General features: G+C 33.4%; 14 protein-coding genes and 1 pseudogene. 3 read left to right on the forward strand and 12 right to left on the reverse strand.

Going from position 1 to position 15,803, the window contains the following annotated elements; all coding sequences use genetic code 11:
* The 3 genes from PVA17_RS19655 to PVA17_RS19665 all read right to left on the reverse strand — a co-directional run.
* Positions 1–419 (reverse strand): hypothetical protein (locus tag PVA17_RS19655; protein ID WP_274068682.1); only part of this gene is annotated, 419 nt, incomplete at its 3' end.
* 2 nt (positions 420–421) lie between these two features.
* Positions 422–2,395 carry a tetratricopeptide repeat-containing glycosyltransferase family 2 protein gene (locus tag PVA17_RS19660; protein ID WP_337993624.1) on the reverse strand — a complete coding sequence of 658 codons (1,974 nt, stop codon included), beginning with the start codon at positions 2,393–2,395 and terminating at the stop codon, positions 422–424.
* A 7-nt stretch (positions 2,396–2,402) separates the two neighbouring features.
* Positions 2,403–3,092, reverse strand: a complete 690-nt coding sequence (locus PVA17_RS19665; RefSeq protein WP_274068683.1) for a glycosyltransferase family protein — start codon at positions 3,090–3,092, stop codon at positions 2,403–2,405.
* Between the two features lie 70 nt (positions 3,093–3,162).
* Here PVA17_RS19665 and PVA17_RS19670 point away from each other — a divergent pair, with 70 nt between their 5' ends.
* Complete coding sequence (locus PVA17_RS19670) at positions 3,163–4,263, forward strand: TPR domain-containing glycosyltransferase (protein WP_274068684.1); 1,101 nt, start codon at positions 3,163–3,165, stop codon at positions 4,261–4,263.
* A gap of 68 nt (positions 4,264–4,331) precedes the next feature.
* On the opposite strand, the gene PVA17_RS19675 is transcribed toward PVA17_RS19670, so the two are convergent.
* From PVA17_RS19675 to PVA17_RS19695, 5 genes are all read right to left on the reverse strand, one after another.
* Positions 4,332–4,721: a hypothetical protein gene (locus PVA17_RS19675; protein ID WP_274068685.1), complete on the reverse strand. Its 390-nt coding sequence runs from the start codon at positions 4,719–4,721 to the stop codon at positions 4,332–4,334.
* Positions 4,714–5,391, reverse strand: coding sequence for an ABC transporter ATP-binding protein (locus PVA17_RS19680; protein WP_274068686.1), 678 nt, complete (start codon positions 5,389–5,391; stop codon positions 4,714–4,716). Before PVA17_RS19680 ends, PVA17_RS19675 begins: the two co-directional genes overlap by 8 nt.
* Before the next feature lie 6 nt (positions 5,392–5,397).
* Positions 5,398–6,831 (reverse strand): ABC transporter permease, encoded by a 1,434-nt coding sequence (locus PVA17_RS19685; RefSeq protein WP_274068687.1) that lies wholly within the window; start codon positions 6,829–6,831, stop codon positions 5,398–5,400.
* A gap of 141 nt (positions 6,832–6,972) precedes the next feature.
* Positions 6,973–8,394 (reverse strand): sensor histidine kinase, encoded by a 1,422-nt coding sequence (locus PVA17_RS19690; protein ID WP_274068697.1) that lies wholly within the window; start codon positions 8,392–8,394, stop codon positions 6,973–6,975.
* The gene (locus PVA17_RS19695) at positions 8,384–9,052 is read right to left on the reverse strand and encodes a response regulator transcription factor (protein ID WP_132359572.1); all 669 of its coding nucleotides are present in this window, start codon (positions 9,050–9,052) and stop codon (positions 8,384–8,386) included. The genes PVA17_RS19690 and PVA17_RS19695 overlap by 11 nt, the downstream gene beginning before the upstream one ends.
* A 1,407-nt stretch (positions 9,053–10,459) precedes the next feature.
* Between PVA17_RS19695 and PVA17_RS19700 the strand changes: the two genes are divergently transcribed.
* Positions 10,460–11,497: an alpha-helical endospore appendage domain-containing protein gene (locus PVA17_RS19700; RefSeq protein ID WP_274068688.1), complete on the forward strand. Its 1,038-nt coding sequence runs from the start codon at positions 10,460–10,462 to the stop codon at positions 11,495–11,497.
* Positions 11,498–12,193: 696 nt separating this feature from the next.
* Here the strand turns inward: PVA17_RS19700 and PVA17_RS19705 are convergent.
* Both PVA17_RS19705 and PVA17_RS19710 read right to left on the reverse strand, forming a co-directional pair.
* On the reverse strand, positions 12,194–12,595 hold the full coding sequence (locus PVA17_RS19705) for an NUDIX hydrolase (RefSeq protein ID WP_274068689.1): 402 nt from the start codon (positions 12,593–12,595) through the stop codon (positions 12,194–12,196).
* A gap of 170 nt (positions 12,596–12,765) precedes the next feature.
* On the reverse strand, positions 12,766–13,212 hold the full coding sequence (locus tag PVA17_RS19710; RefSeq protein ID WP_274068690.1) for an NUDIX hydrolase: 447 nt from the start codon (positions 13,210–13,212) through the stop codon (positions 12,766–12,768).
* Between the two features lie 617 nt (positions 13,213–13,829).
* On the opposite strand from PVA17_RS19710, the gene PVA17_RS19715 reads away from it, so the two are divergent.
* Positions 13,830–14,843, forward strand: coding sequence for a DUF1835 domain-containing protein (locus PVA17_RS19715; protein ID WP_274068691.1), 1,014 nt, complete (start codon positions 13,830–13,832; stop codon positions 14,841–14,843).
* A gap of 140 nt (positions 14,844–14,983) precedes the next feature.
* On the opposite strand, the pseudogene PVA17_RS19720 reads toward PVA17_RS19715, so the two are convergent.
* A pseudogene (locus PVA17_RS19720) lies at positions 14,984–15,144 on the reverse strand (MFS transporter); the annotation flags it as partial.
* A 137-nt stretch (positions 15,145–15,281) separates the two neighbouring features.
* On the reverse strand, positions 15,282–15,689 hold the full coding sequence (locus PVA17_RS19725; protein WP_132359583.1) for a DUF3221 domain-containing protein: 408 nt from the start codon (positions 15,687–15,689) through the stop codon (positions 15,282–15,284).
* Between the last annotated feature and the right edge of the window lie 114 nt (positions 15,690–15,803).

Consider the following 15,803-nt stretch of genomic DNA (forward strand, 5'->3'; position numbering starts at 1 on the left):
ATCAAAAACGTACTGTAATTATGTTTTATTCCTAATAAGATAAAATTGAGATGGGTACATTCCACTTTCTTATTCAGTTGATATTGCTCTAATTTTTTGTTCAGAAGATATAACAATTTATTTCCAATAACCAGCTTTTTAATTAACTTTTCTGTAAAAGAAGTTTCTATCACTTCATTGAACTCAACCATTATTTTTTTGTATATATTATATTTTTGCATATCAGATATTTGTTGACCATGAATTTTAGTAAATAAAAAAGTTAAATTTTCTATAACCACATCATGTTTTGATCCATCGTCAATGGCCGTTTTAATTAATTTTCCAGCTACATTATAAAGATAATGTCTTGAAATTTCCTTTTCGATACAAAATGAAAAATCTACTTTTTTTGAAAGGGCATCGTTTAAACAACTCATTTTCATTCCCCTTTTTGTTTGAATGAATTTTTAGATTTCCATTGCTCTATTTCTTCTAGGTCTTCTTTTCTGTATATATGAAAAGCAGGGTAGGTCGTTTCTACATACATAGAAAAACCGAGTACTGCTGCTCTTATACAAAAATGACGGTCTTCACCAACATAAGAAACATTATAAATATTGTTGAAGTTTACGCCAGCATTTATTACATTCTTACTTATAAGTGTACACGCACCTAGTCCTCCGACCTTATATATCCCTGGAACTTTCATTTTCATAATAAATTCGATGGATTTAAGTTTAATCTCACTTTCAGAAAGAGGATGATGATCTTCCTTATTGAATAACTGATATTCGTCCTGCATCCAAACTTGAGGCATTTCAATAGCATCGGGTGTCCACTTGGTCCAAAATATATTTGATATAATATCCTTGTTTGCTTTAAGCAAATGAACTAAAGTTTTGGGATGTAACACTAAATCAGAATCTATTAAGAATACATAGTCAAAGTCTTTTTCTTTCGCATAATCAAGGATATGATTTTTCATACATGCCACATGATGTACATTATTAGTGGTCCAGTAATGGGTAACATCATTTTTTATATATTCATATTTATTTTTTGTTTCAATAATGGAAACCTCTCGATTAGTAGAGAAGTTTTCTAGTAGTTCCTTTGATGTCAGATCATCATTATCGTCAAAGAATAAGTAATTTACTTGTACTTCATCACTTTTTTCTAAATTATCAAGTGAATGGAGAAAGTGCATCAAAATATCACTATCTTGTTTAATTGGGCTCCCAATTAGTATGTTGACTTTCCCCTTTTTATGTCTTTCAACGGTCCCTGCTTCTACTAAATTAAAGATTTGGTTCTTCATGTCATGTTCTACAGATAATTCATTTTTTTCAAGTTGTTGAATAAAAAATTGTTCATTAAAAATAACACTTGGATGTTCTGGCACATAGTATTTTGCATGATCATGATGAAATTTTGAGTTTTTCACGTCCCCCTGATGATAATACAATGCACATAGTTGTAGATGAGGATACCACGTCCAATATTGTGATTCTAAAACAGCATATTCCGCATCAGGTTTACCAATTTTTATTGCTGTTAAATACCAATACAAAGAGGCATTAATATTCCCTTTTTCTTTTAAAATATCCCCTAGCAAACAACAAAATTTCGGAGTAGGTTTGGTATATTCCAGAATACGTAATAACGCTTGTAGCTGTAAATTTTTCTCGTTAAGCTGGCTATAACAGTGTGATAAATTAAAACATGCATTAATATTATCTTCCACCCATCCTTGATTGGCATCTAAAAATGTTTTGTATTGCTCAATAGCTTTTTCATATTTTTTATGATCCAGTAACTCATTTCCAAAATAATAGACATCTCTGGGTGAAAAGTATTCTCCCTTCTCATAGCAATCCATATAGATTAATAAATTTCGAGCTGTGTGCTTCTTTTCTTTTTTATGTTCGAGGGCTATATCACTGTGTAAGATATTTCCGGAAACTAATAAGACTTCGTGAACCTTACCTTCCCATCTAAATTGTCGTTCTCGTTTAGCTAATCTGTGTCTACGTATCTGATAGCCTACATCACCAAATTCGCTAACAGATAATATATATGGCATACTTACTGCGTCTATCTCTTCGGATAGACTTTCTTTTAGTTTAATTAATTTCAACTGTTCCTTCTCTTCCATTACATCATCTGCATCTATCCACAGAATATAATCCTTGTTCGCTAAACTAAAGCAATAGTTCCGAGCTTTTGAAAAATCATTACACCATTCAAAGTCATATATTTTCGCCTCGAATTTTTTTGCTATTTCCTTAGTATCATCAGTAGATCCTGTATCTACAATAATAATCTCATCTACAATATGTTTTACTGATTGTAGACATCGACCTAAAACCTCTTCTTCATTTTTCACTATCATACACAGACTAATTGTTGCCATTACTTTTTCAACCCCATTTAATTAAATTTGGATCCTTATCTAATATTGAATGATATTGTTCGAGGCACCCATAAACCCCTCCATTATCCAACTCCATATATCTTTCATACTTTGCCTTTCTATCTTTCTCTGTTGACCATCCGTAATGCTGAATTTTCACGGTACTATAAAAGTGTTTATATTCAAAAATATTTAATGGAAACCGACCGCAGTGCTGCGCCGTCTCTTTCCAGACATATTGATCTGTAGGTTTGAAGCGAACTAGAAAAGGTCTAAAAGTTCTATGTGCATACCAATATTTATCCTCCCGATAATGTGAGTCATTCCACATATCATATAAACGAAAATAGACGGCATCATACATTTGTTGATTTGTAATGATTTCATACTGTGTAAGAAAAGATGATTCCATCATTTCATCACTATCTAGATTTAATATCCAATCGGGGTTTGTTTGTATTGTCTCCTCCCACTGTTGCTTTCTAAGCGTTATTTCATTAAAAAAGCGTGATTCTTTATTTTCCACAATTTTCAACGGAATCCCAGTGAGTACTTCTTTGCAAATTAGAATAGTATCATCTGTACTAGCATCATCTATAATGACAGCAGCGTTAATAAATGGCTTATGTTGCATCAACGCCCTTTTTAAATATCGATTGCCCTCATTTTTCACCACCATTGATAAAGTGATACTCAAAAAAACACTCCTTTTTCTTTTATTCATATTCATAAAGTTTTAAAGGTATACTATTGAGGGAGGAGATTAATTGAATAATTGTTTTGTTTCTATGTGTATGATTGTTAAAAATGAGGAAGAATTCTTACCTAGTTGCCTCAAGAGTGTTCAAGAAATTGTAGATGAAATAATTATTGTTGATACAGGCTCTACAGATTCTTCCATTGAGATTGGTAAAAGTTTCGGAGCAAAAGTAATCTCACATAAATGGAATAATAATTTTGCAGAAGCAAGGAATATAAGCCTCGAAAATGCGAAAGGTGAATGGATATTAATTCTCGATGCAGATGAAACCCTTGAAAGTATCGATAGAACCCTTTTCCATAAATATATTAAGCAATCCAATGTGGATATATTATCACTAGAACTTGTGAATTATTATGGTGATAAAATAGATGAAAATCGAATTTATACAATGGCGCAGTCCAGGCTATTTAAAAATCGTCTAGGTTTAAAATTTGAAAATAGTATTCATGAAACAATAAACTTAAATGATGCTGATATGGATATTCATAACATTCAGCATTTACCTATAAAGATTCATCATTTAGGATACCTTACACAGGTAACAGAGAAGAAAAAGAAAAATGAACGAAATATGAATTTGCTTCATACTGAAATTAAAAACGACAAACATAGTCCGTGGATGGAATATCATCTTGCAAGTGAGTACTATCGGCAAAAAAAATACGAAACAGCTTTTTTATATTGTAATGAATCTATTAAAAGGTTTTTGTTAGCTGGTTTTAAGCCCTCTTCCCTGCTATATAATCTTAAATATTCAATACTAGTAACTTCCGGATCCTTTAATGAAGCATTAAAAGGAATTGATAAAGCGATTCTACTATACCCTGATTATGTTGATTTACACTTTTATAAGGCAGTCTCTCTTTATCATGAAGGTATGTTTAATGAGTGTATTTTAACCTTAGAGCATTGTCTTGCATTAGGAGAGCAAAACCTTGCCTATTTAACGATGTCTGGTACAGGATCCTATCAAGCTTTATTTTATCAAGCACTATGTTTTAAAAGGAAAGGGAATCCATTCATGTATAAAGAATTACTTTTAAAGGCATTAGAAATATATCCTGAGTATAAGGAAGCAAAAGAGGAATTATTGGATTTTAGTTAAATACCATAAAAAAAAGAAGCATAAGGTACACTCCAAGTGTCACTATGCTTCTCTTTCAAGTGAATCCTTTAATTATCTTTTCTTTTTTTCATCATTTTAGTTAACCATTCATCAATTTCTTCATCTTTTTCATTGCTTTCCTGTTGAGAAAGGTGAATATTTGTATTTGACTTCCGAATAGCTTGATTGTCTATTTTGTTATTCTTTCTTCCTATTAAAATCGCAGAAACAAATATAAGTATTGAATAAACAAAGTATTGTCCACTACTGCTTACATAAAATTGGACAATTTCATAATTAAAACTAATAGCTTCAAGTTGCCCTTGTTCAACAAGTGTATTTAAATATTTGCTATTTTCAAAAAAACCCCAAATACTACATAGAAAAAACAGCATTGCGATAAAAAATAATGTAATCTTTAGCATGAAATTTATGTCTGTAATTTTTTTACTAATCATTGTCCTCGTCTCCCAAGTCGATTAAACTGCCATTTTTTATCAAACAAATGTTGTCCGCAATTTTTGTCACTTTCTGAGAATGGGTAACAATTATTACACATTTGTTTTCAGAATGGGCTAATTCTGCAAATATTTCTAAAATATCTTTTTCTGTATTTTTATCTAAATTTCCAGTCGGTTCATCAGCAATTATAATATGGGGGTTATGAGCTAATGCTCTGGCAATGGCTACTCGTTGTTGTTCACCACCAGACAATTTCATTACTGCTCTTGTGGCTTTTTCCTCATTAATCCCAACTTTATTTAGTAACTCCAAAGCGTGTTTGTTCTTATTTTTAATTTTGGTTTTACTGATATACATTGAAAGCACTATATTTTCTAGTGCAGTTGCATTTGTTAGCAAGTTATATTGTTGGAAGATAATCCCGACGTCTTGAGCACGATAGTTGTCACGATCAATCTCATTAAGTGACTTACCATTAATTAAAACTGCACCGTCTTGACACTTATCTAAGCCAGCTACAAGCGACAGTAAAGTTGATTTTCCTGCACCTGATTTACCTACAATGGTATATACTTTACCTTGATTAAATTTATAGTTAATCGCTTTAAGGACACGCTTGCCTTTAATATAGGCATATGAAATATCTTTTAATTCTAAACAACTCATATTTTGTTAATTCCTTTCCATCAAAATTTTAATTGGCTCATACTTCACAATTTTCAACATAGAACTTACTGCCGATACGGTTGTTAACAATAGTGCAATCATACTTATCTTAAGCAATGTAACCATATTAAGTACGACATCTAAATGTGATAGGGGTTCTTCAACAACTGCATTATTCGTTCCACCTGCCATCATCATGCCTTGCATTTGTGTATTTTGAGTGGCTGCTTGAACTGCGTCTATTTGTTGTTGTAGCAATATATCTGCAATTGGCTGCGCTATCATAGTGCCACCAAAAATACCAATGACGACGCAAACCGCAGTAATTAGAAAAACTTCTAACCATAAGCTGAATGATACGGTTGATTTTTTCATACCCATTGCTCTTAATACGCCGATTTCATATTTACGTTCGCGAATAGCAATAGACGAAATAACAGCAATAGAAATTCCACCAAATATCAACACGATAATAAGAAATGTTGAAGATACACTACTTAAGCCCTCAACTGGACCAACTATTTGATTGTAACTATCCATGTCAGTTTTAACGTCGAATAAATCAGATAGTCCTTTTTCTCCTAATTCTTCGGTGAATCCATCAATGTCTTCAGGACTATTCAAATAATAAGTTGCACCAACTTGAATTCCTCTATAATTTTCTTGTATTTTAGCGATAATTGTGTCAAAGTTCGAAAGTATTTCATTTCTACGGTTCGTAAATGCATTTTGTTGCTGACCGCTTCCATACTCTTCTGTTATATCATCATAAATACCTACTATTTTTAATTCATATGAAATTGGATAATCTCCTGCGTCCGATTCCCTATCTTCTGGATTCAACTCAGATTCCGCCTTTATGATATCTCCGATACTTAATGTATTTAATTCTGCAAAGTCACGGGAAATAATTGCCTCATTTTCTCCATTCGGCATTTCTCCATCAGTTAACTTTCTATACCCATTGTCAAATTCCGTAATATTTGGTGTAGTCAATTTCGTGTAATATTCTGGCATTTCAGAAATCATACCAGGACCACCCATCATCATTTTGTTGCCAGTGCCACCACCTAAACTTTCGTCAACACTTTCAAGCTCAGGTACTCTTAACCCTACAGAAGCGGTATAGTAACTTTCTTTCAAATATTCTGAATCGCCAAAAGCAATATATTGTTCAGCTGGAATAGTCGGAATTGCTACCCGTATCTTCCCGTCTGTACTATTGCTCATAGCTTCTTCACGCACTTTATCTATATTTGCGGATATGGTTACTTCCGAACCAAAACGACCTTTGTAGTCATTAATAACTGAGCTTGACACCTGATTTATCATTAGTGCAGTAACAGACGCAATAATTAAGGCTAGTATTATGATTCCTAGTAATATATTTCGTCCCCTATTCCTTTTAATATTTTTTAGTGCATTACTAATAATATACATTGAAAATCCTCCTTGTTTATTTTGGTACTCCTTAGTACAAATATGATTATAAGAAACGAATCTAACTTATTTCTAAAGTACAAAAAAAAACAACTCAAAATTGAGTTGTTTCTGCTTGAATTGGATAATTAATATGAGTACTTAAAATATAATAGTGACACATACGCCCTTATCAATATTTTCTATCCGGAAATCAAATCCTTGTATAGTTAAAGCTTTTTGGACAATTGTAAGACCCAATCCACTTTTCCCAATACTAGAAGTACGCACATTGTCTGTACTGAAAAATGGGTTTGCAATATCTTTTAGTATTTTATGTGGAATTTTTGTACCTGTGTTGATAATTTCCAGTTCAATAGATTTACCACATATTTTTGAAAATACTGTGATTTTTTCACCTGCTTTTGTGTTTTGAATGGCGTTAAGCAATAAATTAGAGAAAATTTTTGACAACAACTTTTTATCCGATTTAATAAACAAAGCATTATCAATCGAACATTCTACTTTCAACATCTGTTCATCTATAAGAATCCGATACTTTTCCAAAATAGTATCAAAGAAGGAAGCCAGATGTATAGATTCTTTTTGAACGATAAAATCAGGATTATCCATATTTACAATCATCAGTAGTTCATTAACTAAAGTTGCTTGATGTTGTTGAATAGATAAAAGATTATCTAATTGCTTTGAATAATCTTCTTTCTCTATAACGCCATCTATAATTCCTTCAATCAAACTCATTGATGAAGCAATTGGCGTTTTTAGCTCATGTGATACAGCAGAAAAAAAATACCGCTGATTTTCTTCCATCTTTTTCACCAATGCTATTTCTTTTTGTAAATCCTCTATTGTCTGTTTTAATCTTAAGTGCATAGAGTAAATATCTTCGGACAACTCTCCGATTTCATCAACTCTTTTTGTAGGAGGTTCCACTTCCTCTAACAAAGCCATTTTTTTAGTATCACTTGCTATTTTTTTTATGGGAGAAGTGATTATTTTTGAGAAAAAGAATGAAGCTAAAAGACAAATCACAAGTAGCACAATAAATATCTTGCTCATAGTCGGAAGCATCGTCTTGATAACTTCTTGTGGCCGTAAAGTATTTGAAATTACGATATTTCCCTTGTTAGCCATCTTAAGAGTTAATATAAATGATTCTCTACTAACCGTTTTAGAATTATCACCTGTCCTTTCTATAAAACGAGTATTTATATCATCTTTTATAATCGGCGTTTCATTAACTATATGAGGGATATTATCACTATCAAATTTAGGGGTTTTAAATAAAATATCTCCGTCATTTGAAATATAAGCAAAATCAAAAGACCGATTTTCTTCCGAAAACTGCTTTGTCATTTCAATAATTTTAATTTCATCTGTTTCGTATTGAACGGTATCAATAAGAGAAGCAAAGAGCTTAGAAACTTGCTGACGCTGTGTGATTTCTACAGTATTTTTTAATTGACTGTAAAAAAAGAAGAAGCAAATCACTAATAGTATTAACAGTAACCCCAAACTATACAGAAAAAACTTACCTGAAATTGTAAGATGTCTATTCTTCATTTTTTTCACCTAATCTATATCCTACGCCTTTAATAGTTTTTATAAATTGTTTGGGTAGCTTTTCTCTTAATTTATTCATTGTGGCATGAATGATTCCCTCATTTCCCTCAAAATCATAGCCCCATATTTTTGCCAGTAGTCTTTCTTTTGGCACGATTTGATTTGGATTTTGAACAAAACTCATAAGTAATTCAAATTCCTTTTTATTTAGGAAATACTTATTCTCGTCCCATAAAATCTCTTGCGTTTCTGGATAAATAATGATTCCATTTAATTCAATACTCTTTTTAAGGATACCCGTTCGACGTAGGACATTTTCTATGTGAGCCAGCAATATCTTCATTGAAAACGGCTTAGTGAGATAGTCATCCGCTTCATTTTCAAATGCATTCAAATGGTTTTGTTCATCTGATAATGCGGTCATCATAATTATAGGCATTGAGTGTAATTGTCGAATTTCTTTTAAAAGTTCTTGCCCATTTATTTCTGGCAACATAATATCTATTAAGCATAAATCATAGGCGTTGGAATATATGTTTTCTAACGCTGCTTGCCCAGAAGTGATCCACTCTGTTTGATAGCCTATTTTCATTAAGTATTTTTCAATCATTTCACCCAAAAACGGGTCATCTTCTACTATTAATACCTTTATCTTCATCTACATACACCTCTACAATATTATAAATCCCTTTTCTAAACTAAATCTAAAATAAATAGCTTTTTTGTCCTTTGCTTAATTTCTAAAATTTAGGATTGTGATATAAAGTTTTTTAGTTGGTGTCCTAAAGAATAAGCAATAGTATCAAATGTATTTTTTAGCACTTATTTTTTTAAAAGTTATTGATAAAGACCCTTTTGCCTAAATTACTGAATATCTTTCAGGTAATCGGTATAGCGAACAATACAATTCGCTCAAGCAAGTAGAAATTAAATGTGGAGAGCTTCTTTAGCTTTATAGTCACCTAGAACCTCTCATTTCTAAATCAGCAGCAAATGTTGAATAACCATCATGTAATTGCCCTAGAAAATGTATCTTTGGTGAAAATTCACACCGGATCCAGATACGCAAGTAAGCATTGCACACTGTATTCATATCGAAATCACAAAAAAATGCAGGACACTCCATGGTCCGGGAAAATCCCCAATATTTGGCTAAAGCAATTGAAAACTGTTTATTAAGAAAAAATAAGCATACATATCAATTAACTTTTAAGCACCTGCTAAATGGCCTAGGTAAAAATAAATTAGACCATTTTTTGTTACTGCCCATTTTTTCTTGGTTTCACAACATGAAACGAAGAAACTTAGCTATAACTTCGATTATCATTACCAATACTGGCATTCTAACCGTCATTTTATTTGTCCATTCAGGTGTACACATATAATGGGTACTTAGCAACAAGATGACGTGTGAATTGATTATTTTAGCAAACGATGAGCGCGAAAGTTGAAACAGCATCTAGCTCGTATGCTTGAAGCCAACACTAAAGATTGTAGAATGGCACAGAACTAGGATTTTCCCTTTATACAAATGATGAATGATGAATGATTAATTTCCTATTTTCTACCGTACCAAGAGATCCAGGGATATATTGTAAGATGCTAAATAAAACGTCTCTCACAGACGGACCAGTACTCCTTATTGAAGTGAGTTCTGGTCCTATTTTTTAATAGTTTCACTTTATTTGTTTCTTGTTCGTTATAAAATAATCCCGTAATCCCTCACCAATTTAACCTTCAATTGTAGCTTTAAATGAAATGACTACTTCACCTGCTTCACTTTCATTTTATAAACAAAGCGTAAGTATCTAACTTCATACTTAAGGTTCAGTTCGGGTAAAAAACAGAGGCAGTATGGAATATAGGAAGCGCGAGTCTAAGTCCGGGAGACGTTGGTGATTCTGGGCTCTTTGTATCCAATTCTAGTGGTATGTATTTGTAAAAATAGTTTGTACACAGGTTAAAAGCTCATACCGTTAATAATTAAAAATCATATCCTACATTATACGACTAATAGGAGGTATACCTCTCTATTAGATCGACAAATTAAGAAAGGATGAAGACAGTGTCGCAAGCAAACCTTCCTAATATAACCCCTAGCATCACAATTACTAGAGATGACGCCTTAAACCTCTTGTTATCTTCTATAGCGATTGAAGAGTTAGGGCTAGGACATATTATTAATGCCGAAGCGGAGAAAATCCAATACGCTGTCGGTACGCTGCCAGGACTTTCGGTTCCAGCGACCATCAGTGAGTTGCTACAGGTAAATTCAAGTGTTCAAAGTACTATGCAAGAATTAATTAAGAAGGAGCTACTCCTTCAATCTAAACTGGAAAACATCTTGGCTGCTCCTTCTTTAGTAGGCCCTACCGGTGCTACTGGGGCTACAGGACCTTCTGGTGGACCTCCAGGCGCTACTGGGGCTACTGGCTCTACGGGCTCTACGGGCTCTACAGGTCCTACTGGGGCTACGGGGGCTACTGGCTCTACAGGTCCTACTGGGGCTACCGGGGCTACCGGGGCTACTGGCTCTACTGGGGCTACTGGCTCTACCGGGGCTACTGGCTCTACTGGTGCATCCGGTCCTACTGGGGCTACTGGCGCTACAGGTGCATCCGGTCCTACTGGGGCTACTGGCTCTACTGGCGCTATTGGACCAGCGTTTGCACTCGTACAGGGAGTATTTTTTGGATTTGACGTTGGCCCATTTAGCAATTTTACTATTATTCCGGTCACATTCAGCAACCCGACGAATACTCCAGGTGCTTTTACGATTAACGGAGATGGCAGTGTAACTGTAAATGTATCCGGTATTTACCTTGTAATCAGTAGACTTCAGGTAGAAGTGGATAACTCAACCGCCATCGTTGTGAATTCATCGCCGGCACAATCTGGATTTTCCCTCATATCCGGTGGTGTACGAAATGGCGGAACTATAATGATCCCAACGATATTCGCTTTGAATGCAGGAGACACAGTATTTAATGAAGTAGTAAGTGCTAGTACAGGTGGTACTGCTATGTTAGGACCCGTAGGCACTGTTCCTCTAGCACAAACGGCCACTTCGGTAATAACTTTAGTTAAAATACAGGACCTTTAAAATAGTCGTTATGGAGTAATACAGCAGAGCTATTGTGAAATAACCCTAAAGTATTAGACAATAATTTATAATATCAGGCTGGACAAATGTGTTTCAGCCAACAAAAATACCGAACTATTCAATGAAACTCTCATGAAGTGTTTCGGAATAGTTCGGTTTTTCATTTACCGTGTTTTGTTAATTTAGAGATTTTTCGGCTTTATGAAGGAACAATTTAGTTATGTCCCAGCCTCACGCCCTTCAGCTTTGCCTAAATTGGATATTACAACAAGCCCAGCCTTTATTCCCACTAAGGTAATGCTTTACGTAATGTAATAGTTCTCATTATTTTTATTAGTTTCACTTATCCTGCATAGAATATATTTTTACAATTTTCCTTTTAGGACATGGGCTACGGGGCTAAAGGTCCTTCCGAAATTTTGCGGCCTTTTGCCAATTCAAATAAAACAAGCATTCAAACTGTTGCAGTTGATGGCGTTACATTTAAGCCTAAAGTTCTGTTAATCCAGTGAAAAAATGACTCAATTGCCCACCGTTCTTTGTGCATTTGGAGATTTCTTCCGCTGTCACCTCGCGAATATTTGTGACAACATGTACATCTTTTATAAAACCCTTGAACCGTTAGCTTAATTGTTAACCGTTCTTTTTATAAAAACAGAAGCCTTTGTTCGCACCCGTTAGCCAATAAAAGAACACTTACAATGTAATAAAAAATGGATGATTATCTTTATCTAAACATCTTAAAAGTTCCTCTTTAAAGTCATCATTTCTTATCAATTTTAATGCATCTTCTATGCTAAAAAAACCGACCTCTAAACTTTCTTTACTTACCTTTAAATTTTCGTTTAAAGGTGTTCCTAACCACCACATATTACATATATTTCTTTTTATGTCTTGTGAAACTCCACAAAATTCAATAATATCAATGTTTATTCCCGTTTCTTCTTTAACTTCTCTAACTACTGCATTCTTTATATTTTCATTTTCTTCTACAATCCCACCTGGTAACTCCCAACCTCGATTAGGATCTTTTTTTAATAAAATCCTCTTATGTTCATCCAGAACTACTGCACCTGATGTAATAATAAATTTATTCATAAATTCACCACCTACAATATCATTATCTATCTTGAACTAAACTTGCTTAGTAAAAAAAGTGTTACAATTTATTAGAAATGCACCGTCGTTACTTTATGTACAATACTTCACAATCTACTTCGTTTATACAACAAAAATGGCGATTCCTTGCTAAATAAACAAAAACAAACCTAAATAAAATGTTTTTCAATAATAATCTTTGCTCTTTCATCAAGTTTACAAGGTAATTCATTAATGGGAAAATATTTCAAATCCAAACTTTCACCATCATTCATAGCTAATTCGCCACTTGTATCTTCCGCTAAGTAAACACAAATTACGTTATAGACTTCATCACCGTTAGGATACTTATAATAAAGATTACTTCCTGACAAAGTATCAATAAACTTAAAACTTTTTGCTTTTAACCCTGTTTCCTCAAAAAGTTCACGTTCAGCAGTTTGTTCTAAATTCTCACCAATTTCCATTGCTCCCCCAGGCAAACCCCATTCTTTTGTATCCGAACGGTATTGAAACAAAATTTCTTTTTTATCATTTATAACAATAATAGTAGAACCAACTAAAATTAATGGTCTTTTTCCGATTAGTTTTCTTAATTCCATCGTGTATCCGTCCATTATTACCCAACCCCTTTGAGTTAAACTAATTCTCTTTAGTTACACAAATGTCCTCCTTGTCATTCTTTAGCTAAACTGCTGCTCCGTTAGTTTGTGGGTCTTTAACTATTTTAAATTAATTTCAATAGTCTACATGCTCCACATATGTGTTTTAAAAAATGTAATATAAATTATACTCATCAATGTACCTTTGATTTAAACGTGAGTTCTCAAAGTGAGAAACTCTGCAGTTAGTTTTGGAACATTGTTTTTTTATTCCAGAATCATGTAAAATGGATTGTACTACAAGGACTTCAACCCCACCCTTATACTGAAATTCTACTGTCCCTCGGCTTGGACATAAATTGGTGATATTAAAAGATTCAATACATATAAGGACTTTAAGAAAAACTTAGGGGCCGAAAAATACACAATCTGGTACATCGGTAAAAGGCCAATAGTGGGGTTCGGGATTCTCGTCGTGTTCTTTATTAGATAGCCTTAATAACTAATGGTAAACCTCAACCTACCGTATTTAAAGCTTGTTATGTAAGGTTGAAGAAGTAGTTCGAATATCCATGCGAGAAATTTATAGATAACAAAGAATTTAAACGAAATAAATAACGAGGTGAATTTTAGTGATAGAAGAGATACATAAATCAATAAAAGATTTGAGCGTTAGCGACGCAAAGAACCTATTGTTAAGCATGATGTTTCGAATAAAAATGATGCAGGAATCAAAGAATTTACCAGAGGAAATTTTAGAACAATTAAATTCTATAGACAATTTATTTTTCGAAGCTGTACAAAATAGAAATCTTGTTGAGAGAGATTATTCAACCGTTCATATTGTGTGTGGAGAATCTCCTGCTAGTTCTTTACGAGTAGGATTAGGCCGTGAGAATAAAATAATCGGATTTCCTGATTTCTTTGCTGTTGGTCCAATTTGGGAACTTCATCAAGAGGTTGGTCGTAAGCACAGACATGAATGGTTAAAGGACCATCTCAATTATTCCGAAGACTATTTTGAAGAAGAGTACGAAGATAGATTTTCAAAATCACTTGCAGAAATAGATTGTTTAAACGAAAAGGTCCCCATTGTTTTATGGACTGCTGAAAATTCAAATGAACAAACTGGATTACGCTATCTTTTATACTTGCTAAAAGAAAAAAAGAATGAAATTTTCGTGATTAATACTACACTTGCTTTTCAGGAATTATTTAACACACCTGAATTTGGGTGTTTAGATATCCATACGGGCGAAGTAAATGGGGAACAATTAAACAAAATATATCAAGAAAAAATATTAGCACCATTAACTGATAAGGATAGAACACAATATGAAAGAGAATGGATCGCATTAGCAGAATCAGAGGGTTTGGTGAGGATTTGGGAAAATAACAAAATTAACACTGTCAATGAAGATTACTTTGATGATTTTATTGTGAATACTGCCCGAAATTTACATGCTGAGCAAAGTGAAAAAGATTTTATGAAATCAGCAAGGTTAATCGGGGAAGTATATGGACAGAACAATCAATTAGGTGATGCTTTTATTGAATATAGGGTGAGAAGCCTAATCTATAAAGGAGTTTTTGAAATAAAAGGAATTCCAAAAGCAATGAGGTATTATAGTGTGAAATTAAGGTGACTCTTTCCTTCTGTGAAGATATTTACATTCATATTCTCTTGACAGGAGCGAATGCATAAGAAGTCAGAGGCTCTTTCGATAAGACTGTGAATAAAAGGCTTAGGACTATCTCCTAAGCCTTTCAATCTTTTTATTGTGTCTAATGCACCATCAGAAGCCTCCGCTAGTGCAACTAAAACATCAATTTCCCTTGTGTTTTTGCGCTAGTGGACGGCTCGGTCGAATCGACTATTTGAGCAGTACCACTAATTAAGCCAAAGTTCCAGCCTAATCCAAGTAAAAAAAGAGATACGATTTGCAAACCATATTTATTTGAACAATTGGAGCAAATTTGACTTCTACACATCTGATGAAAAACGTGAGAAATCATTCTAGAAGCATTGATTCCTCACGCTTTTATGGTTTTCGCCAGTTTCACCCTCCTCTTTTAAACATAGACTATTCTGTTACTTTTTCAATGATAGGTGACATCGCAATAGGTGGGAGAGACATAGTCATTGCTTTAAAATAAACATCTAGTTTATCTCCATTGGTATAAGAAATATCATCAAAAACAGGAACAAGTAATATTTTATTTTGGTTGACTAAGTCCCACCAATTTTCTTGATAAAATAGCGCTTCTCCCATCGTCGGCGTATCTACAACTGTCATATAATGATCACCAACAGAAACAACATAACCTGTAAAATGGGTTTGTTGTTGTTTCTCAAAAGATGAACTAGAAATAGAATCTGTCGAAAGTTCATTTGATGCAGCAGATGTAGGTGTTTGCCCGAAAAAAGAAAATCCACATCCTAATGCTAAAGTAGTTGCTAAGGTAACTAGTTTTTGTTTCGCTGTAAACATAATCAATTATCCCCTTCTATAATTTATTTCCTTACATTTCCAATTTTACCATATTATTATTTATAATCAAGTTATTACCTAAATCATTTAATTCCTTAGTTGCGCAGTATTTGG

It is taken from the genome of Lysinibacillus sp. CNPSo 3705, from assembly GCF_028674935.1.
GTDB lineage: Bacteria > Bacillota > Bacilli > Bacillales_A > Planococcaceae > Lysinibacillus.

Bases quoted from the DNA above. Each gene is read 5' to 3' on its own strand.
- PVA17_RS19660 (WP_337993624.1), bottom strand. From the start codon at position 2,395: ATGGCAACAATTAGTCTGTGTATGATAGTGAAAAATGAAGAAGAGGTT.
- PVA17_RS19675 (WP_274068685.1), bottom strand. From the start codon at position 4,721: ATGATTAGTAAAAAAATTACAGACATAAATTTCATGCTAAAGATTACA.
- PVA17_RS19680 (WP_274068686.1), bottom strand. From the start codon at position 5,391: ATGAGTTGTTTAGAATTAAAAGATATTTCATATGCCTATATTAAAGGC.
- PVA17_RS19685 (WP_274068687.1), bottom strand. From the start codon at position 6,831: ATGTATATTATTAGTAATGCACTAAAAAATATTAAAAGGAATAGGGGA.
- PVA17_RS19690 (WP_274068697.1), bottom strand. From the start codon at position 8,394: ATGAAGAATAGACATCTTACAATTTCAGGTAAGTTTTTTCTGTATAGT.
- PVA17_RS19695 (WP_132359572.1), bottom strand. From the start codon at position 9,052: ATGAAGATAAAGGTATTAATAGTAGAAGATGACCCGTTTTTGGGTGAA.
- PVA17_RS19705 (WP_274068689.1), bottom strand. From the start codon at position 12,595: ATGAATAAATTTATTATTACATCAGGTGCAGTAGTTCTGGATGAACAT.
- PVA17_RS19710 (WP_274068690.1), bottom strand. From the start codon at position 13,212: ATGGACGGATACACGATGGAATTAAGAAAACTAATCGGAAAAAGACCA.
- PVA17_RS19725 (WP_132359583.1), bottom strand. From the start codon at position 15,689: ATGTTTACAGCGAAACAAAAACTAGTTACCTTAGCAACTACTTTAGCA.